The sequence below is a fragment of the Ruegeria sp. H8 genome (assembly GCF_056532905.1).
The window spans coordinates 497,729-518,667 of sequence record NZ_JBQFNY010000001.1; the positions used below are offsets into that span (position 1 = coordinate 497,729).

Sequence of the window (20,939 nt, forward strand, 5' to 3'; positions counted from 1 at the left end):
ATGACCGCTTTCGACGAACTGATGGCTTTTCAGCGTGAAACCTCGGCACTGGGCCAAATCGCTGGGCGATTGGGTTGGGATCAGGAAACCGTCATGCCGCGCGGGGCCGCGCCTCAACGCGCCGAGGAAATGGCGGCGATCGAGGCCGTCCTGCACGCGCGCCGATCGGATCCGCGCGTGGCAGAGTGGCTGGATCAGGCCGCGCCTCAGGATGAAGTCGGAAAGGCGCAGCTGCGGGAAATCCGGCGCGCCTATGATCGGGCGGTCAAGGTGCCCGCTGATCTGGCCACGGCGATTGCCCGGACCACGTCCGCCGCGCAGGGAACATGGGCACAGGCGCGCGAGGACGAAGATGTCTCGGCCTTCCTTCCTGTGCTGGAAGAGGTCGTATCGCTGAAGCGTCAGGAAGGCGAGGCGCTGGCACAGGGCGGAGACGTCTATGACGCCATGGTCGAGGATTATGAACCCTATACAACCGGCGCTCAGATCGCGGCCATTTTCGATGAGATGCGCCCACGTCTTGTGGCCTTGCGTGCGGCCGTTCTGGAACGCCCGGAACCTGCCGCGCTGACCGGAAGCTTTGACGAGCTGACCCAAATGCGGCTTACGCAAAAACTGGCGGTCGCCTTCGGCTATGACCTCAACAACGGCCGTGTCGACAAGGCGGTTCACCCGTTCAGCTCGGGTTCGGGCCTGGACGTGCGCATCACCACGCGAACCAGCGAAACGGACCCGTTCAACTGCTTTTATTCCACCATTCACGAGGTCGGCCACGCCGCTTACGAACAGGGGATCGACCGCGACTACCTGCTGACGCCACTGGGGCGCGGCGTGTCCATGGGTGTGCATGAAAGCCAAAGCCGGATCTATGAAAACCAGCTTGGCCGTTCGCGTGCGTTTACGGGATGGTTGTTCGATCAGATGAAAGACGCATTCGGCGATTTCGGAATTGCCGATGCAGATGCTTTCTACGCTACCGTCAACCGGGTTCACAACGGTTATATCCGGACCGAAGCCGATGAAGTGCAATACAATCTGCACATCATGCTTCGGTTCGATCTTGAGCGCGCGCTGATGGCCGGGGACTTGCAGGTCAGCGAGCTGGAAGCGGCGTGGAATGACCGGTTCAAGGCCGACTTCGGTTATGCGGTCGACAAACCGTCGAACGGCTGTTTGCAGGATGTGCACTGGTCGGTTGGACTGTTCGGGTATTTCCCGACCTATTCGCTGGGCAATGTCTATGCAGGATGTCTGTATCAGGCACTGCGCGGCGCAGTTCCTGAACTGGATGCGCAACTGGCAGAAGGTGACACAACAGGCGCAACCGCTTGGCTGCGTGAACAGGTTCAGCAACATGGCGGGCTTTATGCCCCACGCGAGATTAGCCAGAGGGCGAGTGGAGTAGAGCCGGGGCCCGAACCTTTGCTGGACTATCTGGAACAGAAGTTCAGCGGATTGTACGGGCTGTAACAGCATGAATCGGTAGCCGATTGGCAAGGCTTCTCGCCATATACGCTGCAACATTGGCTTTGGCTTGAATACTCAAACCAGCGCGTCGTGCAAAAAGTTTTCACATCTGTACCAAGCAGAGGAATTCGGGCGCGCGGGTATTTCATGTATGGTTTCCGGGTGACAACCCAGTGTTTTGCGTCCGAAGGGCGAATGACTATGTCCAACCGTGATTTTTCTTCATGGATATCGCGGAACGCGCAACGGGTGCTTCAGAGTGTGTTTCCTGTCACACCGGTACTTGAACGCCGGTAGGCCAGCGTCGTTCCGACCACGCCGGAAATTGAGCACCAGAATGGCCGGGGCACAGGCCGGGTTTGGAGTGACTCTCACGATAGGCGCGATGTTTCTGAATTCATTGCCAAATACGCTTGAGGAGGTGTTGGCACGATTCCCCATTGATCTGGCACAGATCGTAACCACCGGCCATTCCCGCGGCGAACCGGAAAAGTGCGCATCAACAGATTTCGACATGTATTGCCGCCATGGCTACGACAACAGAGGTACTCCCTTCGCCACACCCGGTTCTGATTGGTTTGATCCAGGTTCTATGGGCGCCGTGGAAGCCACACTACGGTTCAGGGCTTGTGCGAGTTTTCAATGGGACCAAGTTTTTTAGCATGGTGCTATGATCGGCGCATTCTGGGGGACTATGAGACCGGTTTGAACATTTCGGTTGTTGGCTACTAAATCAGGCATGGCGTTCCAAATGGCTGGAGCGATGTGATGCGCGACTGGTTTGAAGCGGTGAACGCTTTGGACCAGAGCGCTGCGAACACAAATCCGATCACGTGAAGATAGATAGGAGCCTGCGATATATGAAAGTCAGATTGTTTTAAGATTTCACGCTGAACGCTGCCTTTGGGTGGCGCGTCCTTTCATTCTGCCCAAACACTTGCCGAACAAACATGCACAGATTGACCTAAACCACTGGCACCAGTTCAATCCGGGTCGCGACCGCTGCAAAGAACAAAACGCTGCCGACCAGAACAAATACGTGCCAGATCGTATTGTGGAACGGCAGCCAATCCAGCAGGTAGAAGGCGACACCGATCGTATACACGAGCCCACCGGAAATCATCAGTGTGACAATTGTGGGGGACAGATCTGCCAACATGGATTGCCCGGCCCAGACGGCTGCCCAACCCATCAAAAGGTAAAGCGCAAGCCCGAACCAACGGAACCGGTTTGGGTCTAACATCTTGAGAACTGACCCAAGCGTTGCAGAGGACCACAACCCGAGCAACAGCCCAGGAGGCTGAGCACCGGACAACAGTAAAAACGGCGTATAGGTCCCTGCGATCTTGACGTAGATGCCGGAATGATCGAGGCGTTGCAGAAACCCGCGCCATTCCTCGCTTTCAATCATGTTGTACAACGCAGAAAACGTCAGCATGAGTATCAACGTCACCCCGTAAACCGAAGCGCCCAGTACCGCAGATTGATCATACCGGTAATTGATGGTCATCGTGATCAGCAGGGGAACCGCAATCAACGCGCTCGAGACACCGAGCACATGGACCACCCCGTCGCTGATACGTTCTGTGCGGCTGTAAGCTGGTCGGATATGTGCAAAAGACCACATATAAAAAAGCTAGGCGTCAGAATGGCTTCGGGCAAGCGGATCATCCCGAGAGCTATCGATATCGTGATCCAGAATGACAAAACGCCCGCAGAGCGAGCGTTTTGTTTCATATCCGTAATTTAGCGTGAGAATTATTCTTCGGTTTCCTCATCACCCTGATCGGCGATCCGGGCGACGCTGACGACCTCTTCGCCCTTACCGGTGTTGAAAACTTTGACCCCGCCGGCGCTGCGGGACCGGAACGAGATGCCGTCGACCGGAACCCGGATCGACTGTCCCTTGGAGGTGGCCAGCATGATTTGATCGTCGATTTCGACCGGGAACGAGGCCACCAGCGGGCCGCCCCGCATCGCCTTGTCCATCGCCATCACGCCCATGCCACCACGGCCGCGCACCGGATAGTCATGCGACGAGCTGAGCTTGCCGGACCCCTTGGCCGTGATGGTCAGTATCAGGTTCTCGGCCGCCGACATCTCGGCATAGCGTTCCTGCGGCAGGATGCTGTCGGCATTGCCGCCATCCTCGTCGGCTTCGGTATCGTCGGTCACGCCGGCCATCAGGCGGCGCATTTTCAGATAGGCGGCGCGCTCGTCCGGGGTGGCCTCGAAATGACGGATCACCGACATCGAGACCACGCGGTCGCCCGCGTTCAGCCGGATGCCCCGCACACCGGTCGATTTGCGCCCCTTGAACACCCGCACGTCGGTTGTGGAGAAGCGGATCGCCCGGCCGGAATTGGTGACCAGCATCACATCGTCATCGTCCGAGCAGATGCGCGCGTTGACCAGTTCCACGCCCTCGGGCAGGTCCATCGCGATCTTGCCGTTGCGCTTGACGTTGGTGAAGTCGCTCAGCGCGTTGCGGCGCACGTCGCCGGCGCTGGTGGCGAAGACGATCTGAAGGTTTTCCCATTCTTCATCCGGCACATCGACCGGCATGATCGCCGCAATGGAAACGCCGGTGGGAATCGGCAGGATATTGACAATCGCCTTGCCCTTGCCGGTGCGCCCCGACTGGGGCAGGCGCCAGGTCTTGAGTTTGTAGACCATCCCGTCGGTGGTGAAGAACAGAAGCTGGGTGTGCGTATTGGCCACGAAGAGGGTGGTGACCACGTCCTCTTCCTTGGTCTGCATGCCCGACAGCCCCTTGCCGCCGCGCTTTTGCGCGCGGAAATCGGCCAGCGGCGTACGCTTGATATAGCCGCCCGAAGTAACGGTCACGACCATGTCTTCGCGCTCGATCAGGTCCTCGTCTTCCATGTCGCCGGACCAGTCGACGATCTCGGTGCGGCGCGGTACCGCGAATTGTTCGCGGACGCTGCGCAGTTCATCAGCGATGATGCCCATGATGCGTTCGCGCGAGGACAGGATATCCAGGTATTCCTTGATCTTTGCGGCCAGATCTTCCAACTCGTCCGTGACCTCTTTGACGCCCAGTTGCGTCAGGCGTTGCAGGCGCAGGTCAAGGATGGCGCGGGCCTGAACCTCGGTCAGGTTATAGGTCCCGTCGTCGTTCATCTTGGAAAGCGGATCGTCGATCAGGCGCAGATAATCCGCGATGTCCGCGGCCGGCCAGCGCCGGGTCATCAGCTTTTCGCGCGCCTCGGCCGCGTCGGCCGAAGACCGGATCGTGGCCACGACCTCGTCCACGTTCGAGACCGCCACGGCCAGACCGCACAGGATATGGCTGCGCTCCCGCGCCTTGCGCAGGTCAAAGGCGGTACGGCGGGCGACCACATCTTCGCGAAAATCGATGAAGCTGGTCAGGAAACGGCGCAGGGTCAGCTGCTCGGGGCGGCCGCCGTTCAGCGCCAGCATGTTGCAGCCGAACGAGGTCTGCATCGGCGTGAACCGGTACAGTTGGTTCAGCACCACCTCGGGCGTTGCGTCACGCTTCAGCTCGACCACCACCCGCACGCCGTTGCGGTCGGATTCGTCCTGAACATGGCTTACGCCTTCGATGCGCTTTTCGCGCACGGCTTCGGCGATCTTCTCGATCATCGAGGCCTTGTTCACCTGATAGGGGATCTCGTCCACGATGATGGCATAGCGGTCCTTGCGCAGCTCCTCGACGCGGGTCTTGGCGCGGATGATGACGCTGCCGCGGCCTTCCAGATAGGCCTTGCGTGCGCCGGATCGGCCCAGCATCACGCCGCCGGTGGGGAAATCGGGGCCGGGGACGTATTCGATCAGTTGCTCGGACGTCAGGTCCGGGTCTTCGATCAGGGCCAGCGTCGCGTCGACCACTTCGCCCAGGTTGTGCGGCGGGATGTTGGTGGCCATGCCCACCGCGATACCACCGGCGCCGTTGACCAGCATGTTGGGGAACCGCGCGGGCAGGACGGTGGGTTCCTTGTCCTTGCCGTCGTAGTTGTCCTGGAAATCGACCGTCTCTTTTTCGATATCCGCCAGCAGCGCGGCGGCGGGCTTGTCCATGCGGACCTCGGTGTAGCGCATGGCCGCCGGGTTGTCGCCGTCCATCGAGCCGAAGTTGCCCTGACCATCCAGCAGCGGCAGCGACATCGAGAAATCCTGCGCCATCCGCACCAGCGCATCATAGATCGCGCTGTCGCCGTGGGGGTGATACTTACCCATCACGTCACCCACCGGACGGGCCGATTTGCGATAGGGTTTGTCATGGGTATTTCCGGTCTCGTGCATCGCATAGAGGATGCGCCGATGCACCGGTTTCAAACCGTCGCGCAGATCGGGGATCGCGCGGCTGACGATGACCGACATCGCATAGTCCAGATAGGACGTGCGCATCTCGGATTCGATCGAGACCGTAGGGCCGTCGTAAACCGGGCGCTCGGGCGGGGTTTCATCCATGTTTTCGGGGATTTCTGGCGTATCGCTCACGTAAACTGCCCGTATTTTGTGCTGGGTCTATATCTTGTGGATGCACCTTATCAGACCCGGCACATAAGGTGCAAGCAAGCAGCGCTCTCCGAGGTTCGAATCCTCGGTAACACCCAAGTAACATATTGTTATCTAAGTATTAGGGGGTTTTCGTGCTAGCCTGAGAATACCGTGCAACAAACCGGAGGTCTGCATGAAGACAAGTGAAACCGAATTGATGCTCAAGGGCTATGGCCTGACAACGGCCGAATTTTTCTATCACATGCCCGATTACGTCCACGTCCTGAATACCTTCATCTGGCAGGAATACGACCTTGCGCCGGATCATCCGAAACTCTTCGAATTCATCGAGTTTTGGCAACGAGAAATAGAAGGGCCGCTGCATTCCGTGAAATTCACGCACCGCAAGATGATCGCACCGGGCGAGTGGCGCAACATGGTGGGCGAGTTTCGCGTGAACTGAGTGATCGGCCAGGTCTGCCTGTGCGTCGGAATTCCTGTTCTCATTTGAGGCAAGTCGCGTATGGTGACTGCCAATCTGATGGAGTCACAGGAAAAAACAATGATCAGAGCCGTTCTCTTTGTTGCAGCGCTTTGCATGACCAGCCCCGTTTTTGCCGAGGGTGTTCTGGACAAAATCAAAAAGGGCGCCGAGAGCGTCGGGAAGACGATCGACAAAGGTGCCGAGGCGGTTGACGATACGATCACGTCCACCTCGGAGCTGCTGTCCAACGAGGCAACACCTGAAGAGACGCGCGCAAAGCTTGACGCGATGGCTGGCGAGATTTTGGATCAGCTTTTGGCGGAAAACCCCGATGCGCGGCCACTTTATGACGTCAGTGCCGGGTATGCGGTGTTCGACTCTCGTAAGGTTACAGTATTTCCTGTGTCGGCGGGCTATGGCCGGGGCGTGGCGGTGTCGAAAGACACCGGGCAACACACATACATGAACATGGGAACGGGCGGGGTTGGCGGCGCCATCGGCATCGGTGGGTTCGAGACCAAATTCGTGATCCTGTTCGAAACCCCTGCTGATCTGGATAAGTTCATAAACCAAGGCTATGACGCGACCGCAGAAACGGGGGCCATGTATGGCGAGGACAAAACGGGCGAAACCCTGCGTTTTACTGATGGCCGCTCGTTCTTTGTTCTCAACAAAAAGGGCTGGCGCGTATCGGCCGGCGCGTCCGGTACGAAGTTCTGGAAATCGCCCGAGCTGAACTGATCAGCCAGAACAGCTTGCCCCGCCCAAAACGCAGAATTTGGCGCAATGAGGGTGGTTCAGATGCACGTCCGCCTCGGCCTCGGCCAGGGTATGACCCATCTCGAACTCGGGCTCATAGGGCAGCAGGGTGCAGGCCAGGACAGCAGGTTTTTCGGCCCCCTTGCGTTTGACCACCATACGGGCGCTGGCGCACATGACGTCGTTGGGGGATTTGTCAAGAATTCCCCAGCACGCGGTGGTGATTTCTGGAACCTCGACAGTTTCGTCCATTTCGGGAAACAGAACGGTCTGAGCCGGGTTCTGCGGGTCAATATCAAATCCGTGCCTGGCAAAGAACCTGGCATAGCCCGCACGGCTTTCCGCGTCTGACTCCCCCCAGACCGTACGCCCGGCGATGGCCATGTTGAAACCGTGGTCGCGCAACCATTCCATACCGACCAGGGTTTTGTCGAAACTGCCGTCGCCGCGTTCTTCATCGTGCAGGGCCGGGCGGAAGTGATCGACCGAAATGCGCAGAGTCAACATGTGGTTGAATTCCTTTTGCAACCTCAGCAACCCTTCGCGCATTTTGCGGCGCATCATCGGCGCCATTGCGTTGGTCAGGATCAGAACCTTGTACCCTCGTTCCAGCGCGGCGCGCGTCATGTCGATCATTTGCGGGTTCATGAACGGCTCACCGCCGGTGAAGCCGATCTCGTGCACGGGCCAGTTGCGGGCTTCGATCTGATCCAGGTAGTTCCGGACCTCGTTAGCGGTGATGTAAACCAAAGCGTCATTGGTCGGGCTGCTGGCGATATAGCAGTTCACGCATTCGATATTGCACAAAGTGCCCGTATTGAACCAAAGGGTCTCGGGCCGTGTCAGGGAAACCTTTGCGCGGGTCTGGCCGTCAGCTGTCACCGATTTGTTTTGAAACTTGCCGATATTGGCGAGCTGTGGGGTGTTGTCTTTCATTCCCGCATCCGGTTCTTAAAGGTCATCAAGCTGATCTAGCCCTTTGTCGCGGATTTGGTAAGGGTGACTCAGCGGTTCTGACAGAGTTTTGAACAGAGTGATTTTTTGCCGAATGGTTGCGCTAACATTGGACATGCCGGAAGGGGCGAGGTAAGGACAATTCATGGTTTCACGCGTCATACCTGTTGATCCCTTTGATCTGATCATTTTCGGCGGTACCGGCGATCTGGCGCAGCGCAAGATTCTGCCCGCGCTTTACCGTCGGTTTTGCGCCGGGCAATGGCACGAGGATGCCAGGATTATTGCAGCAGCGCGGGCGGGCCATTCCGCGGAAGATTTCCGACGGGTGGTCGCGGAATCGCTGCACCGGCATGCTGCGGTTCGCGCTTCGGAGTCCCAGAGAGTGTATCGTTTTCTACAACGGGTCGATTATGTCCCGCTGGATGCAGTATCAGCCGAAGGATGGGACCTTCTGGGTGAAAAACTGTCACCCAACCGCGTGCGCGCGTTCTATTTCTCGGTCGGTCCCAGCCTGTTCGGCCCCTTGGCCGAGCGGGTCCGGGCCTATGATCTGGCGACCGAAGATACGCGCATCGTGGTGGAAAAGCCGTTCGGGCATGATTTGGGCAGCGCGCGAGAGCTGAATGCCACACTGGCTGCGCATTTTGATGAAAGCCAGATCTACCGAATCGATCATTACCTGGGCAAGGAAACCGTTCAGAACCTGATGGCCGTACGGTTTGGCAATATGCTGTTCGAACCGCTGTGGAACAGCCAGTATGTCGACCATATCCAGATCACCGTTGCCGAAACCGTCGGTATCGATGGGCGCGAAGAATATTATGAACGCGCCGGCGCGATGCGGGACATGGTGCAAAATCACCTGATGCAGCTGCTGTGCCTGATTGCCATGGAACCCCCGGCGAAGTTCGATCCGGACGCGGTGCGGGATGAAAAGCTCAAGGTGATCCGAGCGCTTGATCCGGTGGAGCCGCATCACATCGTGCGCGGCCAGTTTTCGGCAGGGCCCGAGGGGGCGGGATACCGCGAATGTGTCGGCAATCCACGCTCGACCACTGAAAGCTATGTGGCGCTGAAGGCGCATGTCAGCAATTGGCGATGGGCGGGCACGCCGTTTTATCTGCGTACGGGCAAACGGCTGGTGGCGCGCTCGTCGATTATCAATGTGATGTTCAAGGACGCGCCGCATTCGATTTTCGGGGAAGAGGCCGGGCGTCACGCCAATGCGTTGTCGATCCGGTTGCAACCCAACGAAGGGATCACGCTGAAAGTGACGATCAAGGAGCCGGGGCCAGGCGGTATGCGGCTGATCGACGTGCCATTGGACATGAGTTTCGCCGAAGCGCTGGGGCCCGAGAACCAAGACCCGCCAGACGCTTACGAGCGCCTCGTCATGGACGTGATACGGGGCAACCAGACGCTGTTCATGCGTGGGGACGAGGTCGAGGCCGCCTGGGCCTGGACCGATCCGATCATCGCCGGATGGCTGGCGCGCGGGGACGTGCCGAAACCTTATGACAGCGGCAGCACAGGGCCGGGCGACGCCGAGCTGCTGATGAAACGTGACGGTCGCCGCTGGCAGGGAATAAAGCCATGAACATTCAGGAATATGCCGACCGGGAAATGCTGGCCATCGATGTGGCAAACGCGTTGGCGGGTGAGCTTGAGGCCGCTTTGTTGCACAATGACACCGTTGCATTGGCCGTCCCCGGCGGGACAACACCGGGGCCGGTTTTTGACAGCCTGTGTGCCGCCGATCTCGAGTGGGACCGTGTGCGTGTTCTGCCTACGGACGAACGCTGCGTGCCGGCTGATCACGAACGTTCGAACGAACGTCTGATCCGGGAAAGACTGCTGACAAACCGGGCATCCGTGGCGCAGTATCTTCCACTTTATGTTCCGGGCGCAGAGCCTGAAGCGGCGTTGCCGGAAATTGAATCGCTGATCGCGCCGGTGCTGCCTTTGTCGGTTCTTGTCCTCGGGATGGGGGAAGACATGCACACGGCCTCGCTGTTCCCGGGAATGGACGGGCTGGACAAGGCCCTTGACAGCCAGGCGCCGACCTTGATCGTCGCCCGGACCGATGTGCAGCCAGAGCCCCGGATTTCTTTGACGGCCCCTGTTCTGGACGGGGCCTTGTCGAAACATCTGATCATCTACGGGCAGGCAAAACGAGACGTATTGGACAAAGCCATGTCGATGCCACCGGAAGAGGCACCGATCGCCGCGATCCTCAGCGGCATGACGGTTCATTGGGCGGAGTGAGGCAATGCAGTTGGATGCTTTGAAGGCGCTTGCAGCAGCTGACCGCCGTATCGTCGACCTGTTTGCAAAGGATGCAACCCGGGCCGGGTCGTTTTCAGCCTCGACCGGGGATTTGCTGTTCGATTATTCAAAAACGCAGATCGATGAAGACGTGCGCGCTGCGTTGTTGCAATTGTGCGAAGATGCCGGGCTTGCGACGCGGCGCGACGCCATGTTTGCCGGGAAGAAGATCAACGAAACCGAAGGGCGCGCAGTGCTGCACACCGCCCTGCGCAACCTTGATGGTGGGCCGGTTGACGTGGACGGTCAGGACGTCATGCCCGGGGTTCTGGACACGCTGCATCGGATGCGTGTCTTTGCCGAGGAAGTGCGCGGCGGCGCCATTGCGGGGGCAGGGGGCAGTTTCACCGATGTGGTGAATATCGGCATCGGGGGGTCCGACCTGGGCCCGGTGATGGCCACGCACGCACTGGCCCCTTATCACGATGGCCCGCGGGTGCATTACGTCTCGAACGTGGATGGGGCCCACATCGCGGACACGTTGCGCCCGTTGGATCCGGCGCGGACGCTTGTGATTGTCGCGTCCAAGACATTCACCACGATCGAAACGATAACCAATGCGCGCACGGCCCGCGCCTGGATGTCCGAGGGCGGAGGTGATCCGTCCCGCCAGTTTGCCGCCGTATCCAGCGCGCTGGACAAGACGCAGGCTTTCGGCATCCCCGAGGCGCATGTATTCGGTTTCGCCGATTGGGTGGGCGGGCGTTATTCGGTCTGGGGGCCGGTCGGATTGCCGGTCATGATTGCCGTCGGTTCAAATGCATTTGATGCGTTTCTGCGGGGCGGGCAGGCGATGGATCTGCATTTCCGCTCGGCGGATTGGGTGGAAAACATGCCTGTGATGCTGGCGCTGGTCGGCATCTGGCACCGTCAGGTTCTGGGTTGCACCAGCCGCGCTGTGCTGCCCTATGATCAGCGGCTGCTGCGCCTGCCAGCCTATCTCCAGCAGTTGGAAATGGAATCGAATGGCAAATCTGTCGCGATGGACGGGTCTTCGCTGGCTGTCCCCTCCGGGCCGGTGGTCTGGGGAGAGCCGGGTACCAATGGCCAGCATGCGTTCTATCAGCTGATCCATCAGGGGACGGATGTCATTCCCTGCGAATTCATGGTCGCCGCCGAAGGGCACGAACCCGAGTTGACCCACCATCACCGCCTGCTTTTGGCCAACTGTCTGGCCCAGTCAGAGGCTTTGATGCGTGGCCGGTCTTTGGATGAAGCCCGTGAACGCATGGCAGAGAAAGGCCTTGATGGCGACGAACTTGACCGGCAGGCGCGACACCGCGTGTTTCCGGGCAACCGCCCTTCCACAACGCTGATCTATCCGAAGCTTACGCCGTTCGTTCTGGGGCAGATTATCGCGCTGTACGAGCATCGTGTGTTCGTTGAAGGTGTTCTGCTGGGCATCAATTCCTTTGATCAGTGGGGTGTGGAATTGGGCAAGGAACTTGCCAACTCGCTTGGACCTGTCGTGGATGGTGTCGCCAGTGCTGACGGTAAAGACGGATCAACCGCCGCATTGGTCGCCTATGCGCTGAAACACCGAAATTAAGAGCGAAAAAATGCCGCCCACGGCCGTGTTGGGCTGCATTCTTTTATTGTCAGACAATTAAATGATTGGCAGGGTTCCTCCGTAGGAAACGACTGTATTGACGCATCGGGTCACGCCCCAAGCCGTCAATGCCAGATGGATAAGGCAGAGGCCATCCAAGGTCTCGCCAAGGACGGGAGGATGTCCATGCTAGGACAGATGATGACGCAGCCCCTGCTGGTTTCGTCGCTGATCGATCATGCAGACCGCTATCACGGCCAGACCGAGATTGTTTCGGTTGAAACGGATGGAACGGTCACTGAAACCAACTGGTCCGAGATTGCGGAGAATGCCCGACGAATGGCGTCGGCCTTGACCAATCTGGGGCTGGAACCGCAGGACAGAATCGGGACACTGGCCTGGAACAATCGGCGGCATCTTGAAATCTATTTTGCCACGTCGGGCGCGGGCTATGTCTGTCACACGGTCAATCCCCGCCTGTTCCCCGAGCAGCTGACTTTTATCATCAACCATGCCCAGGACAGGGTTCTGTTCTTTGATGCGACGTTCATTCCGCTGGTCGCCGCGCTGCATGACGCTTTGTCCGAAGTTCAGCATTTTGTCCTCATGGGGCCTCGCAATGAAGAGGCTGCGGCTCAGGTTCCTGATCTGAAGTTCTATGACGAGTTGATCCAGACAGGAGATGCGGATTTCCAATGGCCTGACCTGGATGAAAAGACGGCCTGCGGTCTGTGCTATACGTCGGGAACCACGGGCAACCCCAAGGGCGTGTTGTATTCCCATCGGTCAACACTGCTGCACAGCTTTGCATCGAACACACGGGATGTGATCGGGTATTCAGCGATGGATGTTGTCATGCCGGTTGTGCCGATGTTCCACGTCAACGCCTGGGGGTCGCCCTACGCCTGCGCCATGTCGGGATCGCGGCTTGTGCTGCCCGGGCCGGATTTGCACGGCGAAGCGCTGGTCAATCTGATCGACACCTATGGCGTGACTTTGGCCATGGGCGTGCCGACCATCTGGCAGGGCTTGCTGGCCCATGCCGCGGCATGCGGAACCGAACTCAAAAGCCTTGAACGCACGGTTATCGGCGGCGCCGCGTGCCCTCCGTCGATGATCGAAACGTTCCGCGAAACCTATGGCGTTGACACGGTCCACGCCTGGGGCATGAGCGAGATGAGCCCGCTGGGAACGACGAATTATCCCTTGGCCAAACACCTGAAGCTGCCGCCGGAGGAACAGCACAAGATCCGTCTGAGCCAGGGCAGACCACCCTTTGGGGTCGAGTTGAAAATCGTGGACGAAGATGGGAATGATCTGCCGCATGACGGCGAAACCCAGGGCGATTTGATGGTGCGGGGTCACTGGGTTCTGGACAGCTACTTCCAGTTGCAGGATCAGGGTCTGTTGCAGGATGGCTGGTTCGCCACCGGGGATGTGGCCACTTTGGACCCGGATGGCTACATGACCATTCGCGACAGATCCAAGGACATCATCAAATCCGGCGGGGAATGGATCAGTTCGGTCGAGCTTGAGAACATCGCCGTGGCCCACCCCCAGCTTGCAACGGCCGCCGTGGTTGGTGTTCCGCATCCGAAATGGGATGAACGCCCCTTGCTGGTTGCCGTGAAAGCCGATGGTGAAAATCCCGGCGAAGAGGATTTGCTTGCCTTTTTCGAAGGCAAAATCGCCAAGTGGCAGATCCCGGACAAGGTTGTCTTTGTCGACGCATTGCCGCTGAGCGCGACCGGAAAGGTATTGAAACGCAAGCTTCGGGCCGAGTTCGGCGACGCCCTGACAGGCTAGGTCTGCTGCGTTATGGGGAACTGGCTCCGGCGGTAGGGATCGAACCTACGACCAATTGATTAACAGTCAACTGCTCTACCGCTGAGCTACGCCGGAACGGTTCGCGCCGTATAGCAATCCGGTTTCCCGACGTCCAGAGGGTGCGTGTGTTTTTCGACGAAAAAAACCGGCATAAATCGATGTGATTTTTGACGGTAACGCAGGTCTGAACGAAGGGGGGATTTTGGCTCCGGCGGTAGGGATCGAACCTACGACCAATTGATTAACAGTCAACTGCTCTACCGCTGAGCTACGCCGGAACTGAGGCGCATATAGCAACCCCGATTCCGGACGTCCAGTGGTTAAGTACGAGAACCATCAAAAAATTTTGCAGTTTTAGCGAACCCGCCGGAAAACAGATGAAACTGACAGGGGGCCAATGGGGGTCACTTTGTTTTTCCCAGTCAGATCAACGAGATGAGCAAAAACGTTGCGCTCGGCCGCGGGCAACAATGCCGCTGGCGTATCCGTATAGATGCGCTCGGCCAGATGCCGCGCTGTCCCGTCTTCTTCTTCCAATGCGCTCAGAATCTGGGCCTCGCGGGTCTGGCGATGTGCAATCAGCCAGTCCAAACGTTCGGCAGGGCTGGTGATCGGTGCGCCATGGCCTGCATGGAAAACTGACCAGTCGCGCGCGCGCAGCCGATAGCAGGCAGTCATGAAGTCGGTTAGATCACCATCCGGAGGGGACACCAACGAGCTGGCCCACCCCATGACATGATCCGCCGTGAAACAGATGTTCTGCCAGGCCAGAGCAATGTGATTGCCCAGATGGCCCGGTGTGTGAATGACCTCAAGCTGCCACCCGTCGCCATTGATGGTCTCACCATCCGCCACTTCGGCATCAGGGCGAAACGTGGTGTCGATGCCTTCGCCGCCGCCGGTCAGCCCCTGCGCGGCAAGATCGGTCATGACGGCGCTGCGCCCCGCCTCGGGCCCACCATAAGCATAAATCGTCGCCCCTGTGCGCGCCGCCAGCGGAGCTGCCAAGGGTGAATGGTCCACATGCGTATGTGTGACAATGATATGGCTGATCCTTTGACCCGGCGCCAAGGAATCCAGAATTGCGCCCAGATGTGCCTCGCTTGCGGGGCCTGGATCGATGACGGCAATGTCGCGTTCACCCAGCAGATACGTGTTAGTACCGCGATAGGTCATCGGAGAGGGATTCGGGGCCAGAATACGCTGCAAACCCGGATGCAGTTCCTCTGGCTGGCCGACGGGCGGATCGAAATCATCTGGTGCCTGCATTCTGTGCTCTTTCTCTTGTCCGGGCAGCCCGTTAGGTTTAGCGCATGTCTTCGCACTGGCTCAAACCTTATATGCCTCGCAGTCTTTACGCCCGGGCGGCGCTGATCCTGGTTTTACCTGTGATCGTGCTGTTGCTGGTCGTGGGAATCGCGTTCCTTCAAAAGCATCTTGAGGATGTCACCGGCCAGATGACGCGCGCGGCATCCCGCGAGGTGATGCTGATTTCGACAATGATCGAGGACGCTGAAACGCAACAACAGGCGCTGGCGTCGATTCGTCCCGATTTGCAGGCCCTTGAGATGAAGGCCAGGTTTCTGGGCGTCAACGAACAGCCTGAGATTGGCGCGCGGCGATGGTACGATTTCATCGCCCCGCAGGTCGAATCCGAACTGTATGCCAGGTTGCCCAATCTTGCCGCCGTGGCGTTACCCAGCAGCAAAGAAGCGCGGGTTTATCTGAAGACGCATCTGGGGTTGCTGCAATTGACGTTCGATCGGCGCAGGTTGTCGCCCGCGGCTCCGCATCAATTGATCGTCACCATGGTGTTCTTTGCGGTCATCATGACGACGATCTCCTTTCTTTACATGCGGAATCAATTGCGTCCCATTACGCGCCTCGCTGATGCGGCGCAGGCATTCGGGCGGGGGCGAATCGTTCCGTATTCACCCGGTGGTGCTATCGAGGTGCGCGCGGCGGGAAATGCGTTTCTGGACATGCGGTCCCGGATCGAACGCCAGATCGAACAACGGACGTTGATGCTGTCGGGTGTCAGCCACGATCTGCGGACCCCGTTGACACGTTTGAAGCTTGGACTGTCGATGTTGCCGGAAGACGAGGCCGCACCGTTGCAAAAGGATGTCACGGAAATGCAATCGTTGCTGGATGCGTTTCTGGATTTTTCGCGTGGGGCTGCCGAGGGATCGACGGAAGAGGTCCAACCGGATGAATTCCTCCGCCAGATCGTGGATGATGCAAAACGGGCCGGTCATCAGGCAGAGCTGATCGCGGTCGAAGGGCAGGGGACGGTCATGATACGCCCCATGGCTGTACGCCGGGCGGTGGAAAACCTGATTGGAAATGCCATGCGCTATGGCAGCCGGGCCGAGCTCAGCCTGTTTTTGAACGCGAAATCGATGCGCATCCGCGTTGAGGATGACGGCCCTGGTATACCTGCGGACCAACGTACAGAGGCGGTAAAGCCTTTCACGCGACTCGACCCGGCTCGCAATCAGAATCAGGGCAGTGGCGTTGGCCTTGGTCTTGCGATTGTGGCGGATGTCGCGCGCGCGCACGGTGGAGCTTTGCGTCTGTCGAAAAGTGAACGTCTCGGAGGGCTCTGCGCGGACATTATTATCGGGCGATAGACCCCCTGTTATGTCTGCGCATGGGGTTCAATTTTGTTAATTTGTCTCGCCATGGCATCCTGTCCCCATAGTTTTTTGCTTTTTTGGGGGCGCATAGGATGGTTATCGCAGGATTCGTGAAATTGGCCGAAAAGGGGTTTGTCGGGTGCGCGACACTTGCGGCCTTGCTGCCTCTTTGGCAGTGGTATGACGAAACCGATGAAAGGCGGGTGGAACGCCTGACCGGTTTTATCGGGGCAGGCGATACATGTCTGAAATGGTTGCGGTCCGACCTGATCGAGCCGTTGGCATCCGAGTTGTGGCATGCGTCGCAGCAGGACGTGGTGGAAGGCGACGAGGATCTGGCACCTCTTCCGGTTCAGGTGCGTGCCAATATGGCGATATTTTGCGCTGAAATGCTGGACTATTTGCAGAATGACTTCGGCAAGTTCGATGAGCCTCTTGCCTATGATTACTACATGATGATCATGGATGCGTCGTTCTGGGTCGATCCTGATGAATTCGAGACCTATTTGGAGGCGGTGCATCAAGATCCGAGCCTGTCCGGCAGTCACGAGGATTACAGCTTTGGTGGGCGCGACGGCTATTCCTATGAATGGCAAGTAACCCAAGAGGAGCTCGACGCCTATTTTGGGTTCGAAGATTCGGACGGATAAGCCAGCGCATCAACGTCCAGACGGCAACAACCCACTCGGATGTTTCGGCGAAATGGTAGGCCCGGAGGGACTCGAACCCCCAACCAAAGCGTTATGAGCGCTCTGCTCTAACCAATTGAGCTACAGGCCCGCCTAGGCGCTTGGGTATCACGGTGAACAGCCGCGTCAAGCCTGACCGTTGCAACAAACGCCACAATCGACTAACCCGCCCGCAAAGCTTTCTTGAGGGACCGGACATGACAGCGGGTAAAAACGGAATCACCTATGCCGATGCAGGTGTGGATATCGACGCAGGCAACGCCCTGGTCGATCGGATCAAACCCGCCGCCAAGCGGACCAACCGCCCCGGTGTGATGAGCGGTCTGGGTGGATTTGGCGCGCTGTTCGATCTGAAGGCTGCCGGATACCAGGACCCGATCCTGGTCGGTGCGACGGATGGTGTGGGCACCAAGCTGCGGATTGCGATTAATACCGGCGTCGTGGACGGGGTCGGCGTCGATCTGGTGGCCATGTGCGTGAATGACCTGATCTGTCAGGGGGCCGAGCCGCTGTTCTTCCTCGACTATTTCGCGACCGGCAGGCTGGATACCGATACGGCGGCGCGGATCATCGAAGGGATTGCCGAAGGCTGTGCGCAGTCTGGCTGTGCCCTGATCGGTGGTGAAACCGCCGAGATGCCGGGAATGTATCCCGATGGCGATTTTGATCTGGCCGGATTTGCAGTCGGTGCGATGGAACGCGGCGCAGATCTGCCCGCGGGCGTTCAAGCCGGTGACGTCCTTTTGGGTCTGGCCTCGAACGGGGTGCATTCCAACGGCTATTCGCTTGTGCGCAAGCTGGTCGAACTGTCCGGTCTGGGCTGGGATTCGCCGTCGCCCTTCGGAGAGGGCAACTTGGGTGAGGCACTTCTGACGCCCACACGCCTTTACGTGAAACCGGCTTTGGCTGCGGTTCGTGCGGGTGGTGTTCACGCGCTGGCGCATATCACCGGCGGCGGGTTGACCGAAAATCTTCCGCGCGTGTTGCCCCAAGGGCTGGGGGCCCGGATCGATCTGGATAGCTGGCAGTTGCCCCCTGTCTTCGGTTGGATGGCGAAGACCGGCAGTATCGTTGAGTCTGAAATGCTCAAGACTTTCAATTGCGGCATCGGCCTTATTGTCGTGTGCACCGCGGACAAGGCGGGTGAGCTGTCGGCCCTGCTGGCGGATGCCGGTGAAACCGTCGCTCGGATCGGTACTGTCACGGAAACGCCCGGCGTTGCCTATTCGGGCAAACTGCTGTGAGCCAGAAGCGCGTCGCGATCCTGATCTCCGGGGGCGGGTCGAACATGGTGTCGCTTGTTGACAGCATGACCAAAGATCATCCGGCGCGGCCCTGTTTGGTGTTGTCTAATGACGCGCAGGCAGGCGGGCTGAAAAAAGCTGCGGACCGTGGCATTCCGACCGCAGTGGTTGATCATCGCCCTTTCAAGGGGAACCGCAGCGCCTTTGAAGCCGAGCTTTTGAAGCCCCTGCAAGAGGCGCAACCCGACATTGTCTGTCTGGCTGGCTTCATGCGGGTTCTGACAGCGGATTTCGTGTCTCGGTTTCAAGGGCGGATGCTGAATATCCACCCTTCATTATTGCCAAAATACAAAGGGTTAAACACCCATGCCCGCGCGATTCAAGCCGGAGATTCCGAACACGGCTGCTCGGTGCACGAAGTGACGGCGGCACTGGATGACGGCCCGATTCTGGGCCAGGCACGGGTGCCGATCCATGCCGATGATACACCGGAAACGCTGGCTGCGCGGGTGCTGGTGTGGGAGCATAAGCTCTACCCTGAAGTGCTGCGGCGCTTTGCAGAAGGCAACAGGTCGCCCGTCCTGTTGCCGTGAACGCTCGGTGGGTGATTTACACCCGTGCAATAATCGGCCTATGGTCGTCGACAACGCTCGGGACGAGTACAAAAACGGGCAGGCACAAAAACAAGAGCGATACTAGTACGGCGCATGAAAACCCTGACGACGACGCAAGAGCTGGCCGATTTCTGCAAGGCCGCCGAAGGCTATCCCTATATCACGGTCGACACCGAATTTCTGCGCGAGCGGACGTACTACTCCAAGCTATGCCTGGTGCAGTTGGCTGTCCCGTCCGAGGATGAAGACAGCGCGGTTCTGGTCGATCCGCTTGCCGATGGCTTGTCGCTTGACCCGCTTTACGATCTTTTCCGGAATGAAAGCGTGGTCAAGGTGTTCCATGCTGCCCGCCAGGACCTTGAGATTTTCTGGGTCGAAGCCGGCGTTTTTCCCAAGCCGCTGTTCGACACACAGGTCGCAGCGATGGTGTGCGGCTTTGGCGAACAGGTTGGCTATGAAACTCTGGTTCGGAAAATCTGCAAGCAGGGCGTCGACAAGACCTCTCGGTTCACCGACTGGTCCCGGCGCCCGTTGACCGATGCTCAAAAAAACTATGCTCTGGCAGACGTGACGCATCTGCGCGGGATCTATGAATACCTGGCCGCAGAACTTGAAAAGACGCAGCGCAGCCATTGGGTTGCCGAAGAATTGCGGACGCTGACACAGCCTGCCACATATGACATCCGCCCTGAGGACGCATGGAAGCGGGTAAAGACGCGTACGAACTCGGCCAAGTTTCTGGCCGTAGTGCGGGAATTGGCGCAGTTTCGCGAAGCCTATGCGCAGGAAAACAACGTGCCACGGAACCGCGTATTCAAAGACGACGCGCTGATCGAGCTGGCATCGACCAAACCCAAAACACATTCGGATTTGGGCGGATCCCGCCTGTTGCTGCGCGAAGCCCGCAAAGGGGCGATCGCCGAAGGTATTCTGGCAGCGGTCAAGCGTGGCGTGAATTGCCCGCCCGACAAATTGCCCAAGGTCGACACTTCGCGCGACAAGCTCAAGGTCAATCCGGCGCTGGCTGACCTGCTGAGGGTTCTGCTGAAGTCCAAAACCGAAAGTTCAGGTGTTGCGGCGAAATTGATCGCCACAAGTTCGGACCTGGATCAGATTGCGGCCGGCGAGCGGGATGTTCCAGCCTTGTCGGGATGGCGGTTCGAGGTCTTTGGCGAGGATGCTCTCAAGTTGTGCGAAGGAAAGATTGCCCTGGCGGCCAAAGGGCAGTCGGTCAAGGTCGTGTCCCTGTAACCGCGCTTACCGGCGCCGTGATTCCAGTGCGTTCTGTTGTCCGACCACGCGGACCAGCCGAATACCTTCCAGTTCCTGATTCGAGATATTGATGGCGTCCGATACCATCCGGGTACGTTCCGACCCTTGCGGCGTCTCATAGCTGGGGTAGTTCACACGGAACACGAATTCCAAAGTTCCGTTCTTCTGGTTTTCTTCCTTTTCAACAGGAACCAGACGCGCGTTGAATGCCCCCTGTCGGACAGCCGTGCCAGACGCATAGATGATCGCGCCGGTGGGGGTTGGGTCGATGCGCAACTCGTCGATCTGACCAATTGGAATGCTGGTGTCTTCGGCATCGGGGCGGGAAAACAGGCCGGTTCCTCCGCCTTGCTTCGGAACCAGTGCGTCGGCGGCATTTGGGTCGGGCGGTGTTTCGGCTTCGACAGATCTGCTGGATCCGAACCAGTTTGAAGGGTTCACCCGAGAGTCACGCCAGCTGCTGCATGCAGTCAGGGTCAGCGTGGCGATGATGAGAACGGACAGAGATTTTTGCATGGACCCACAGACTTTCACACGAGTTCAGGCAATGGGTTAGCGCATATTCTTCGCGTTGAAAAGCCACCGCGGGGGCTGGACAGTGGCGGGTCACCGGCTTAGGTCACAATTG

General features: G+C 58.6%; 17 protein-coding genes and 3 tRNA genes. 12 read left to right on the forward strand and 8 right to left on the reverse strand.

The window, feature by feature from the left end:
* Positions 1-1,470 (forward strand): carboxypeptidase M32, encoded by a 1,470-nt coding sequence (locus ACR0A2_RS02395; protein WP_480833929.1) that lies wholly within the window; start codon positions 1-3, stop codon positions 1,468-1,470.
* Positions 1,471-2,431: 961 nt separating this feature from the next.
* On the opposite strand, the gene trhA is transcribed toward ACR0A2_RS02395, so the two are convergent.
* Positions 2,432-3,094, reverse strand: coding sequence for a PAQR family membrane homeostasis protein TrhA (gene trhA, locus ACR0A2_RS02400; protein WP_152458121.1), 663 nt, complete (start codon positions 3,092-3,094; stop codon positions 2,432-2,434).
* Positions 3,095-3,225: 131 nt separating this feature from the next.
* Positions 3,226-5,952 (reverse strand): DNA gyrase subunit A, encoded by a 2,727-nt coding sequence (gene gyrA / locus ACR0A2_RS02405; RefSeq protein ID WP_480833930.1) that lies wholly within the window; start codon positions 5,950-5,952, stop codon positions 3,226-3,228.
* A 193-nt stretch (positions 5,953-6,145) separates the two neighbouring features.
* Between gyrA and ACR0A2_RS02410 the strand changes: the two genes are divergently transcribed.
* Together ACR0A2_RS02410 and ACR0A2_RS02415 are read left to right on the forward strand one after the other, a co-directional pair.
* Positions 6,146-6,415, forward strand: a complete 270-nt coding sequence (locus ACR0A2_RS02410) for an usg protein (protein ID WP_152458119.1) — start codon at positions 6,146-6,148, stop codon at positions 6,413-6,415.
* A 99-nt stretch (positions 6,416-6,514) separates the two neighbouring features.
* Complete coding sequence (locus ACR0A2_RS02415; RefSeq protein ID WP_216603509.1) at positions 6,515-7,177, forward strand: lipid-binding SYLF domain-containing protein; 663 nt, start codon at positions 6,515-6,517, stop codon at positions 7,175-7,177.
* On the opposite strand, the gene ACR0A2_RS02420 is transcribed toward ACR0A2_RS02415, so the two are convergent.
* The gene (locus ACR0A2_RS02420) at positions 7,178-8,131 is read right to left on the reverse strand and encodes a radical SAM protein (RefSeq protein ID WP_480833931.1); all 954 of its coding nucleotides are present in this window, start codon (positions 8,129-8,131) and stop codon (positions 7,178-7,180) included. It lies immediately after the preceding gene.
* A gap of 163 nt (positions 8,132-8,294) precedes the next feature.
* Here ACR0A2_RS02420 and zwf point away from each other — a divergent pair, with 163 nt between their 5' ends.
* From zwf to ACR0A2_RS02440, 4 genes are all read left to right on the forward strand, one after another.
* Entirely contained in the window at positions 8,295-9,749 is a 1,455-nt protein-coding gene (zwf, locus tag ACR0A2_RS02425) for a glucose-6-phosphate dehydrogenase (RefSeq protein WP_480833932.1), read from the forward strand.
* Positions 9,746-10,417, forward strand: coding sequence for a 6-phosphogluconolactonase (gene pgl / locus ACR0A2_RS02430; RefSeq protein ID WP_480833934.1), 672 nt, complete (start codon positions 9,746-9,748; stop codon positions 10,415-10,417). Before zwf ends, pgl begins: the two co-directional genes overlap by 4 nt.
* A 4-nt stretch (positions 10,418-10,421) precedes the next feature.
* On the forward strand, positions 10,422-12,026 hold the full coding sequence (gene pgi / locus ACR0A2_RS02435; protein ID WP_480833935.1) for a glucose-6-phosphate isomerase: 1,605 nt from the start codon (positions 10,422-10,424) through the stop codon (positions 12,024-12,026).
* 186 nt (positions 12,027-12,212) lie between these two features.
* Entirely contained in the window at positions 12,213-13,832 is a 1,620-nt protein-coding gene (locus ACR0A2_RS02440) for a long-chain-fatty-acid--CoA ligase (RefSeq protein WP_480833936.1), read from the forward strand.
* Between the two features lie 21 nt (positions 13,833-13,853).
* On the opposite strand, the gene ACR0A2_RS02445 is transcribed toward ACR0A2_RS02440, so the two are convergent.
* From ACR0A2_RS02445 to ACR0A2_RS02455, 3 genes are all read right to left on the reverse strand, one after another.
* Positions 13,854-13,928, reverse strand: a tRNA-Asn gene (locus ACR0A2_RS02445).
* 128 nt (positions 13,929-14,056) lie between these two features.
* A tRNA-Asn gene (locus ACR0A2_RS02450) sits at positions 14,057-14,131 on the reverse strand.
* Positions 14,132-14,207: 76 nt separating this feature from the next.
* Positions 14,208-15,122, reverse strand: a complete 915-nt coding sequence (locus tag ACR0A2_RS02455) for an MBL fold metallo-hydrolase (protein ID WP_480833937.1) — start codon at positions 15,120-15,122, stop codon at positions 14,208-14,210.
* Positions 15,123-15,166: 44 nt separating this feature from the next.
* Between ACR0A2_RS02455 and ACR0A2_RS02460 the strand changes: the two genes are divergently transcribed.
* Positions 15,167-16,486, forward strand: a complete 1,320-nt coding sequence (locus ACR0A2_RS02460) for an ATP-binding protein (protein WP_171362788.1) — start codon at positions 15,167-15,169, stop codon at positions 16,484-16,486.
* 98 nt (positions 16,487-16,584) lie between these two features.
* A complete protein-coding gene (locus ACR0A2_RS02465) occupies positions 16,585-17,142 on the forward strand; it encodes a hypothetical protein (protein WP_152458112.1) in 558 nt (185 codons plus the stop codon).
* A gap of 53 nt (positions 17,143-17,195) precedes the next feature.
* On the opposite strand, the gene ACR0A2_RS02470 is transcribed toward ACR0A2_RS02465, so the two are convergent.
* Positions 17,196-17,272 (reverse strand) — tRNA-Ile (locus tag ACR0A2_RS02470).
* A 106-nt stretch (positions 17,273-17,378) separates the two neighbouring features.
* On the opposite strand from ACR0A2_RS02470, the gene purM reads away from it, so the two are divergent.
* The 3 genes from purM (at position 17,379) to rnd (ending at position 20,290) form a co-directional block, all read left to right on the forward strand.
* On the forward strand, positions 17,379-18,425 hold the full coding sequence (gene purM, locus ACR0A2_RS02475; RefSeq protein ID WP_480833938.1) for a phosphoribosylformylglycinamidine cyclo-ligase: 1,047 nt from the start codon (positions 17,379-17,381) through the stop codon (positions 18,423-18,425).
* Positions 18,422-19,018, forward strand: coding sequence for a phosphoribosylglycinamide formyltransferase (gene purN / locus ACR0A2_RS02480; RefSeq protein ID WP_480833939.1), 597 nt, complete (start codon positions 18,422-18,424; stop codon positions 19,016-19,018). Before purM ends, purN begins: the two co-directional genes overlap by 4 nt.
* A 114-nt stretch (positions 19,019-19,132) precedes the next feature.
* Entirely contained in the window at positions 19,133-20,290 is a 1,158-nt protein-coding gene (gene rnd, locus ACR0A2_RS02485) for a ribonuclease D (RefSeq protein WP_480833940.1), read from the forward strand.
* A 6-nt stretch (positions 20,291-20,296) separates the two neighbouring features.
* Here rnd and ACR0A2_RS02490 read toward each other — a convergent pair whose 3' ends face one another.
* A complete protein-coding gene (locus tag ACR0A2_RS02490; protein ID WP_480833941.1) occupies positions 20,297-20,827 on the reverse strand; it encodes a hypothetical protein in 531 nt (176 codons plus the stop codon).
* Between the last annotated feature and the right edge of the window lie 112 nt (positions 20,828-20,939).

Coding starts and splice junctions, on each gene's coding strand:
- ACR0A2_RS02490 (WP_480833941.1), bottom strand. CDS start 20,827: ATGCAAAAATCTCTGTCCGTTCTCATCATCGCCACGCTGACCCTGACT.
- ACR0A2_RS02465 (WP_152458112.1), top strand. CDS start 16,585: ATGGTTATCGCAGGATTCGTGAAATTGGCCGAAAAGGGGTTTGTCGGG.
- ACR0A2_RS02395 (WP_480833929.1), top strand. CDS start 1: ATGACCGCTTTCGACGAACTGATGGCTTTTCAGCGTGAAACCTCGGCA.
- ACR0A2_RS02420 (WP_480833931.1), bottom strand. CDS start 8,131: ATGAAAGACAACACCCCACAGCTCGCCAATATCGGCAAGTTTCAAAAC.
- trhA (WP_152458121.1), bottom strand. CDS start 3,094: ATGTGGTCTTTTGCACATATCCGACCAGCTTACAGCCGCACAGAACGT.
- ACR0A2_RS02455 (WP_480833937.1), bottom strand. CDS start 15,122: ATGCAGGCACCAGATGATTTCGATCCGCCCGTCGGCCAGCCAGAGGAA.
- purM (WP_480833938.1), top strand. CDS start 17,379: ATGACAGCGGGTAAAAACGGAATCACCTATGCCGATGCAGGTGTGGAT.
- ACR0A2_RS02460 (WP_171362788.1), top strand. CDS start 15,167: ATGTCTTCGCACTGGCTCAAACCTTATATGCCTCGCAGTCTTTACGCC.
- ACR0A2_RS02410 (WP_152458119.1), top strand. CDS start 6,146: ATGAAGACAAGTGAAACCGAATTGATGCTCAAGGGCTATGGCCTGACA.
- rnd (WP_480833940.1), top strand. CDS start 19,133: ATGAAAACCCTGACGACGACGCAAGAGCTGGCCGATTTCTGCAAGGCC.
- pgl (WP_480833934.1), top strand. CDS start 9,746: ATGAACATTCAGGAATATGCCGACCGGGAAATGCTGGCCATCGATGTG.
- pgi (WP_480833935.1), top strand. CDS start 10,422: ATGCAGTTGGATGCTTTGAAGGCGCTTGCAGCAGCTGACCGCCGTATC.
- zwf (WP_480833932.1), top strand. CDS start 8,295: ATGGTTTCACGCGTCATACCTGTTGATCCCTTTGATCTGATCATTTTC.
- ACR0A2_RS02415 (WP_216603509.1), top strand. CDS start 6,515: ATGATCAGAGCCGTTCTCTTTGTTGCAGCGCTTTGCATGACCAGCCCC.
- ACR0A2_RS02440 (WP_480833936.1), top strand. CDS start 12,213: ATGCTAGGACAGATGATGACGCAGCCCCTGCTGGTTTCGTCGCTGATC.